Consider the following 8,476-nt stretch of genomic DNA (forward strand, 5'->3'; position numbering starts at 1 on the left):
GGGCCAGCCGCGGGCGGTCATGTCGGGATACACCCCGGGTGCGAGGTCGTAGTCGACGGCGCGGATCTCGTCCACGAAGACCCCGCGCTTTCGCATGATCGCTCGACTGATGGCCATCAGGCCCGCGGTGTTCGAAACCTCGGGGGAGCGCTTGAGCGTGCAGTTGACGAACACCGCACGCAGGTCAGAGAAGTCCAGGGGGTCCATCGTCGCTCCCGTGAGGTGTGGGCCGGAGGGATCTCGTCGGCGACGCACCGAAGACCCCCGGGACGTCCGTCGGGCTTCGTTGTTCGCTACGAACTGTCTACACCGTCCTCGTCGATACCAGCGGGGTTCGGGGCGGGCTCGAAGCGTGCCCCAGGAGTGGGCGCACCGGGCCGACATCGCGGGCCAGGCCCGACCCTCGTCGGCAGCCCAAGCTGAACTGTCCCACGGTGACGAGCGTCGGCATCCACGTTGCTGACGGCGCTACGGGGTCCCAATGGTCCTTGTCCGTGCCCCTATCAGCGATCACCAGTCACCTACCGGTCCCGGTGACAACACCCCCAGATCATGAACGACTGGGGGCGGCAATCATGCCGAGTCCGACAGGCCAGCACCCCCGATCCAACATGACCCGCGGGGCTGAGAAGAAGGTAACGGGGCAGTCTCGAGGCGAAGACGACGGGCGGTCGATTGAACTCCAGCGTGGTTCGGCTCGTTGTCAGTGTGAGGGGAGACCAAACTTCAGGAGGGAACGATGAGGACCTCAACTCGCATGACCCGCGCGGGTCTCGCGCTCGTGGCCAGCTCGATGCTGATCCTCGCTGGATGCAGTAGTACTGATAGCGGCGGCGCCGGCAGTTCGGGGGCGCCCTCCGGTTTGCCCGCGACCGCCACCGGCGGACCGTCGTCGTCCTCCTCTGTGAGCGTGACGGCCACGGAGACGGAGTTCTCGATCACCTTGTCGCAAGCCATGTTCACACCCGGTGAGTATGTGTTCAAGGTGTCCAACGACGGCACGTTGCCGCACGATCTCACGATCGAGGGGCCGGGGGTGGGCAAAAAGGCCACCCCCAACTTGAACGCCGGCCAGAGCGGTGAACTGACGGCGACTCTGCAGGCCGGCACCTACGAACTCTGGTGCTCCGTGCCTGGTCACAAGGGCAAGGGCATGGACCTCAAGATCACTGTCGCTTAGCGCGGTCGCGCACGACGCACGCGGGGGCTTGTGATCCGAATCAGTCAATTCCGAGGTGGCGTTGACGGGTTCTGAGCCCGGATTCGGTCCAGGTAGTCCGTAGCTCGCGAATCCGAGCTGCGGCGCATGCAGCCGCTCGGTCTGGCGGGCGAAAGCACTGATGTCGCTGAACAGCCCCAGGTCGGGCCGTGCAACGAGGTCACAGGACCCTTTCGGATCGACCCGGATGAGGTTCAGTTGGTCTGGGCGGACCGAGCAGGCGTTCCATCAGGTGTCGGTCACCGGGCCACGCGTCGACGAGCACCTGTCGAGGTACGCATCGAGCGGCGTACCGCAGGGCCAGGGCGACGACCACCACGTCGTCCAAGGGCCCGATCACCGGCAAGAACTCCGGGATGAGGTCGATCGGCGACAGGACCCACATCCCCGCGAAGGTGACGGCGACCTTGGCGCGGCGCGGCACGGTGGGGTTGTGGCGCAGCCGCCGCACCGTGGTCACGCAAGCCGGGAGGAATCTCGCCAGCTCCTTGGCCGTGCCCTCGGGCAGGTGCCTGGCCAGCACGATCAATATGAGCCAGCTCAAGACCATCACGACAGCGGCGATGCCGAGGCCTCCCAACCAGTCACCCATCGCCCACCTCCGCCCCGGAGGTCGAGTCCCTACCCACGGGGTTGCCGTGCAGGTACCGGAACACCAGATCGGCGTAGCCCTCCAGGGCTGCGGCACAGACCCTGAGGCGCGCCTCGGACTCGACCGCCGCGGGGAGGTCCAGCACATCGCGCGCCTTGAGGTCGCGGTACCAACGTCGCAGGCGCTCGAGACTCTGTTCCTCCTCCTCCAGCTCGGCGAGCGTGAACTTCTCGACGCGAATCTCCTTGGCGATCTCCACCTCGAACTTTCCGCAGTCGTCCACAAACTCGGCCCATTCCTGCACCCGCGCCGCGGCGAACAGGTCGCGCAACGCCGACTCGCCGGCCGCGTCCCGGGAGGCGACCTCGAGCACCAGCACATCGCCCTCGCCCCGGCGGGCCAGCTCGGCCGCACGCTCGACCGCGGCGAGAAACGCGGGGGTCGAGGGGACAACCCAGACCGCTTGGGCGACCGGCACCGCCCCCGCCCGGCGCAGCTCGCGCCACACCGCGACCCGATTGCGGGAGGGTTCGCCGGCGAGCCGCACCACCACAAGAATCCACGTCACCCAGCCGACTGTACCTCTGCGGGAAGTAACAGGCGTTACGCAATGATCAGTACGTTGGAACCCTCACGTCTTGCGCGGGGTTCAGGGAAGACTCCGCTCGCGTCGGGTGCGCCGTCCGGAGATGAGACGGGCGGAGTTCAGAATGAACGCCGACTCGCTCCCCACGTGCACGATCGCGGCGAGGACCGGTCCGAGGAGACCGAAGGCCGCGAGGGTCATGCCGATCAGGTCGATCGCGATGGTGCCGATGAAGTTGGTCATGACGATGCGGCGGGTTCGGCGAGCAACCTGCACGGTGCTGGTGAGGTCGGACAGGTCGGAGCTGATAAGGACGATGTCGGCGCTCTGGCGGGCGACCTCCGTGCCGCTGCCCATGGCGATTCCGACGTCGGCGCGGGCCAGTGCGGGGGCGTCGTTGACGCCGTCGCCGATCATGGCGACCGTGTGCCCGGCTGTGCGCTCGGTGGTGATCGCGGCGAGCTTGTCGCCGGGGAGGAGCTCCGCGCGCACTTCCTCGATGCCGAGCTGGGCTGCGATGGCGTTCGCGGTGGCGCGGCTGTCGCCGGTGAGCATCACGACCCGCAGCCCCATCGCGCGCAGGTCGTCCACGCACCGGCGGGCTGAGGCTCGCACCGAGTCGGCCAGGTAGATCGTGCCGATGAACCGTCCATCGACGGCCACGTGGACCGGCGTGAGATGCGTCTGCTCCGGGTCGGCGTTCGTGCTTGCGGGGGCGCCGGGGACGAGGGTGGTGTTGCCGACCTGGATGAGCCGGCCGTCCACATGCGCTGAGAGGCCCCGGCCCGGCTCGTAGTCGAAGGACTCCGGTCGGCCTACCCTCAGGTCGCGGGCGCGCGCGTGGGCGGTGATGGCCTGTCCGAGGGGGTGCTCGGAGTACAGCTCGGCCGCCGCGGCCGCCGCCAGGACGTCGCCTTCGGTATGGCCCGGACCGGGCGTGATCTGCGCGACTTGCGGGTGCCCCTCGGTGAGGGTGCCGGTCTTGTCGAAGATGATCGTGTCCACCGTCGACAGGGCCTCCAGGTGCGTGCCGTCCTTGATGAACGCGCCGGTGCGTGCGGCCCGGCCGATCGCTCCGAGCACGGCCAGGGGTGTGCCGGCGGCGATGCCGCACGCACCGGCCACGATGACCACCGAGATGGTCGCGGTGATGTCTCGGGTGATCAGGTAAGTGACGAGCGCTCCGCCAAGGGCGAGGTAGACGAGATAAGCGGCGAGCCGGTCGGCCAGGTGCTGCACGGGAGCCTGGGAGGACTGTGCGCCCCGCACGGCGTCGATGACCTGCCCGTAGGAGGACTGGGCGCCGACCTTCTCGGCAGCGACCTCCACGGCCCCCACCTGGTTGACGGACCCGGCGTACACGCGGTCGCCGACGGCGACGTCGACGGGCATGGACTCCCCGGTGATCCGCGACTGGTCCAGGCTGGATCGCCCGGCGACCACCGTGCCGTCAACCGGGACACGACCGCCCGGCGAGACGATCACCGTCTGCCCCACGCGGATCTCGTCGAGGGGGACCGTGCGCACCTGGTCGCCGTCGCGGACCTGCACGTCCGACGGCAGGAACGACATGAGGTCGGTCAGCGCGTCCCGGCCGCGATCCATCGAGAGGTCTTCGAGGATCTCCGCAGCGAGCACGAACACGGTAACGACCAGTGCGGTGCTCCACTCCCCGACGGCTGCCGCCGCGACGATCGCGAGGAGCATCGACAGCTCCATGCTCATGCGCCGATGGCGAATATCGCCCCATGCTTCGGCCAAGATCGGCCAGCATCCGACGACCAGGCCCAGCACAGCCACCACCGGCACCGCCGGCCACGGACCGGTCAGGCCGCCCAGCAGCGCGATCGCGCACACGGCAACGAGCACGGTCCGGGCCATGTCACGACGATCGATACGGCTCCACAGGCTCTCCACCGCCGGGATGGTCGACGTCGTTGGTGCCGGGACGGCCGAGCGAAGGTCAGGCGAGGCGCTCACGTCGTGGCCCCAGCCCGAGTGGCTGCCTCGCGGGGAGCGGGGTGCCCCTGAAGGTGATGACGGGGTGCGCCGTCCACGACGTGCTCGGCCTGGAAGACCGCCTGGTCGACCAGTTCGCGCGCATGCTCGTCGATGAGGCTGTAGTACACGCGGGTGCCGTCCTGCCGTGCCTGCACCACCCGAGCCCAGCGCAGCTTCGCGAGATGCTGCGAGACCACCGTCGGGGACTTGCCCACGAGCTCGGCGAGCTCACCAACCGGCAGCTCACCGCCACGAAGCGCCAGGATCAGCCTGATCCGGGTCGCGTCGGACAGCAACGAGAACACCTCCGCCGCAAGCTCGACGTACTGGCTCTCCACATCGAACGTGCATCCTTGAGTATCTGCAGGCATGCGCAGATACTAAACGTTGCGGTCGCATCTGCCCGAACCGCGTCATCTGGCGAGACGACCCGAGTGTTCCAAAGACCGCGCGGTACGTGGTTGCGAGCTCCGGATGACGTGCGTTCGGTGAGTTGGCTCGTTCCGCTGCCCCCGCGGTCGGCGGAACAGGATCTCCCCGAGATCGACCTCCCCGCCGACTGGCGCGACAGGATCGTCGAGCTCCTCTTCGAGGACCTCGACTTCGAGGTGCTCTTCGATCCTGCGCTGGACGGGATTGAGAATGAGCCCACTCTGGGTCCCACGGGATGGTGCCGATGGACTTTGCCCATTGGTTCGTGCCGTTCCGCACTGAGGACCGGTTGCCGCCGTACGCCGACCAGGTCGCTCCCTCGGGAGTGGGCGTCGAATAGAACCGCTATCCGGAGCCCCGCCGCCGGATGGACTCGAACGCGGCGAGGGCCTTCTTGTCGGCGTCGGGCAAGGTATGAAGGTACTTCTGGGTGGTCATGATCTGGGAGTGACCCATGCGTTCCATGACTGACTTGAGGTCAGCGCCGCCCGCGAGCAGCCAAGAGGCGTGCGCGTGTCTGAGGTCGTGCATGCGCAGCGGGAAGTCGATGCCGGCAGCCGTGATGGCGGGCCGCCAGAAGCGGGTGTTGAAGTTCGCACGCGACAGCGGGATGCCTCCCGCGACCTCCCGGGAGGGGAACAGCAGGTGACCACGGTCCAGGCCGAGGTCGGCGATGCGGGCCGCGAGGGTGTCGAGGAGGTCCTGCGAGACGTGCAGGGTGCGGGGTTCGTCATCCTTGGGGTAGGGCTTGACGATCATCCGCTCGCCGGTGGGGGAGTCCTTCTTCGAGACCTCCACGATCGTCTCGGAAACCGTGATGGTGCGGCGCAGGAAGTCGACGTGCCGAGGGCGGAGTGCGACGAGCTCGCCCCAACGCAGGCCGGTCTCGATGTCGGTGAGCACGAGCGCCTTGAACCTCGGGGGGATCGAGGCGATGACGGTCTCGAACTCCTCCGGGGTCAGAATGCGGTACTTCTTGGCCACAACCTTGGGCAGCTCGGTGTTCTCGCACGGATTGAACGCGATGACCCGGTCAAGCATGGCCCGGGCGAAGATCGAGTGGAGCATCACGTGGTACTTCGCGATCGACCTCGGCGACAGCCCCTTGTCGCTGGCCTGGGTGACCCACGCCTGGACGGTCGTGGGCCGGATGCGGGCCAGAGGCATGGGTCCGAAGAACGGGACGAAGTGGGTGCGCAGGTAGGAGTTGTAGCCGGCACGGGTCGTGACTTCGATCTGGCGGGCCGGGAGCCAAGCGTTCTCGGCGTAGTCCTGGAACGCGATCCGCCCGGCGACCGGGTCGATCCATGAGTTGGCCGAGACAGCGTCGTCGAGCCGGTCCGCGGCGCGCATCGCCTCACGATGAGTGGGAAAGGTGCCCGCCGAACGGATCCGTCCATAGGGGTCGCGGTACGCGGCGGTGAACCGCGTCTTGCCCCCGCGGACTGGTCGTTCGACAACCCAGCTCATCTGGTTTCACCGCCTCGCGCGATGCCCGTTCTCGTAAGCAGAATGTAAGCAGACCCGCCCGGAAGTCGATGGATCTGGGTGGACGCCAGTGGAGCGGATATGCCGCTTGACCTGCGCAAACGCCATATGTCACGCTAGCAGGAACACCCCGAAAACGCACCGGCGCTCGGCTCATAACCCAGAGGTCGTAGGCCAAAATCCCACCCCGCGACTTATGGCAATGCAGGTCAGATGCCCCTTCTCCCCTCGGGGAGAAAGAGCATCTTGCTTTGATGTGGGCGAAATGTGGGCAGCCCTGAGGCGAATTCTGGCGAAGGGCCGGCGACTCGGACGCCCGGCCGCGATGAGCGGCTGCGTCAGGCGCACGGCCCAGCGCGGACCAGCCCGATCCTCGTTCGATTGTGAGATCTGGGACACAAAATAGGTGCCGTTCGATCTCCGCTAGATCGAACGGTGTTCGTTCGTCTGCGGAATGGCCTCAGCCTTCCCCTGCGGTTGGGCTGAGGAGCGCGGCCAAATCGACGGCGAGCGCAGTACACGAAGAGTGTCGCCGAGCATCGTTAGCCCCAGTCCAAATGTGGCTTCGCGCCGAGAGTCGCTACAGGAGGGCGTCGATATCCGCCACCCAGCGAGTGACGATGGCATTCGCCTCGATCACTAGCGCCTCACCTCGCGTTACGAGTCGCTGGATCTCTTTCCACGTCTGCGTTACGTATGGCATCTCTTCGATGAAGTCTCTGAGCGACATCTCGAAGCCGTCCGCTCGGGCTCGTTCTATTTCACGAATCGGCGCGAGTGCATTCGCCACTTTCTCACGCAACTCGAGGAGGAGGTCAGTTGCGGCGGGCCTGCTCTCCGCGGCTCGGCAGACCGCTCGAATCACGGGGTCGAGTTCGATGGTGCGAGCCGAGTAGGTTTCCGCATCTGCAAGATATTGTTTAGCGAGCGGCAACTCCGCGGCAGCTTGCTGTTGATATGTTCCATTGATCACGGTCGCTGCAGCCCTCGAATGCCTGAGTCGTCTCCGACGCGCATTGAAAGTCTCTTGAATGGAAGAAACCTGAGCTTTGCGAATCTCGTCCGAGAAAACGGCCTCCAACCAATCAGGCCACATTCGCTCAGCGTCGCCTAGCAGTCCGGCGAGGTCCTCCTCCACCGTGTCAGGCGCTTTGACAGCGACTCGCTCCCGTTCCAACTGGGTCGTGGCTACTGACTCGAGCAGTTCGTGCAGACGAGCAGCCAGGTCATGAACCGCTTTTCGATACTTCACATCCGTGTTGTCTAGCAGGCAAAGGGTCGTCCAGGGGATGTACTGCAGGGTTGAGGCTATGCGAATAGCCTCCTCGCTGTTGTCCTCTGAGAAGTCTGCAATCGGCATGTATAGGAGTGGCAGCACCAGTTCCATCAAGTCGCTGCGCTTCGCCTGAGCATAGAACTCGAGCAGTTCTCGTCGACATTCGGGTCGCGTGAAATATCGCGGCGTCATGATCGGAATAAGGAATGATGCTTCGGACAGCGCGGAGTCGATGCCCCTCTTCCACACTGCGCCCCAATCAATGGACTCTCGGTCAACAAAGATCTCGATCGACGTGCCCGAGAGCAGCGAATATGCGTCAGCAAGATCATCTCGTAGTCTCAAGATGGCGCCGTGAGAGTTGGCGTCATCTTCGTGCGCATAACTCCAGAAGACCGAGGTTCGTCCAATCGCCATGGCACGAGCCTACTGACCCGACACTCATAGGGTCTCAGCGACTTGCCGGGTTCACGGCCGTCGTCGTGCCCGGGCTGAGCCCGTTGAGCCCGAGGGTGACCGCCATGTCGGGGAGTGCAGGCGTCAACGACGGGCGCGTGCCTAGAATCGGCGGTTGCGAGTCCTGACACGGCCAAATCGTCCACAACCAGGTCCAATTGGACGCCACGCGGACGTTTCGGGTCCTCTATCACGAAACCCGCGGATTGCCTGGTCGCTCCGCTGGGCTACGGCGAAGCTCGTCAAACAGATCCTCCTGGGCACCTTCCCCGAGGTATGTGCCGTCCCGAACGTACGCACGGTCAACAACTGGTTTGCAGTCGCCCCACGCGTCGATCTCAGCCCTACTCTAGTGGCGTGTAACTGACGCGTCTTGTGTGTTCGTGGGCTTGGGGCGGGTTGCTTTGGCGAGGATGGTGTCGGCGT

7 protein-coding genes and 1 pseudogene are annotated in these 8,476 nt (G+C 65.8%); 1 reads left to right on the plus strand and 7 read right to left on the minus strand.

Annotated features, from left to right (window positions below):
* Positions 1-207, minus strand: a pseudogene (locus tag EUA98_RS18940) (flavodoxin family protein); the annotation flags it as partial.
* Positions 208-757: 550 nt separating this feature from the next.
* Between EUA98_RS18940 and EUA98_RS18945 the strand changes: the two are divergent.
* Complete coding sequence (locus EUA98_RS18945) at positions 758-1,180, plus strand: plastocyanin/azurin family copper-binding protein (protein WP_165372915.1); 423 nt, start codon at positions 758-760, stop codon at positions 1,178-1,180.
* 199 nt (positions 1,181-1,379) lie between these two features.
* On the opposite strand, the gene EUA98_RS18950 is transcribed toward EUA98_RS18945, so the two are convergent.
* From EUA98_RS18950 to EUA98_RS18975, 6 genes are all read right to left on the minus strand, one after another.
* Positions 1,380-1,811 carry a YkvA family protein gene (locus tag EUA98_RS18950; RefSeq protein ID WP_130104245.1) on the minus strand — a complete coding sequence of 144 codons (432 nt, stop codon included), beginning with the start codon at positions 1,809-1,811 and terminating at the stop codon, positions 1,380-1,382.
* Entirely contained in the window at positions 1,804-2,379 is a 576-nt protein-coding gene (locus EUA98_RS18955; RefSeq protein WP_130104246.1) for a Chromate resistance protein ChrB, read from the minus strand. Before EUA98_RS18955 ends, EUA98_RS18950 begins: the two co-directional genes overlap by 8 nt.
* 81 nt (positions 2,380-2,460) lie before the next feature.
* Positions 2,461-4,278, minus strand: coding sequence for a heavy metal translocating P-type ATPase (locus EUA98_RS18960; protein WP_130104247.1), 1,818 nt, complete (start codon positions 4,276-4,278; stop codon positions 2,461-2,463).
* Positions 4,279-4,373: 95 nt separating this feature from the next.
* Positions 4,374-4,769, minus strand: a complete 396-nt coding sequence (locus EUA98_RS18965) for an ArsR/SmtB family transcription factor (protein WP_130104248.1) — start codon at positions 4,767-4,769, stop codon at positions 4,374-4,376.
* A 406-nt stretch (positions 4,770-5,175) separates the two neighbouring features.
* Positions 5,176-6,183 (minus strand): tyrosine-type recombinase/integrase, encoded by a 1,008-nt coding sequence (locus tag EUA98_RS18970; RefSeq protein WP_207219165.1) that lies wholly within the window; start codon positions 6,181-6,183, stop codon positions 5,176-5,178.
* Between the two features lie 715 nt (positions 6,184-6,898).
* Entirely contained in the window at positions 6,899-8,011 is a 1,113-nt protein-coding gene (locus EUA98_RS18975) for a toll/interleukin-1 receptor domain-containing protein (RefSeq protein ID WP_130104250.1), read from the minus strand.
* Positions 8,012-8,476 lie beyond the last annotated feature (465 nt).

The sequence above is a fragment of the Pengzhenrongella frigida genome (genome assembly GCF_004168625.1).
Lineage (GTDB): Bacteria > Actinomycetota > Actinomycetes > Actinomycetales > Cellulomonadaceae > Pengzhenrongella > Pengzhenrongella frigida.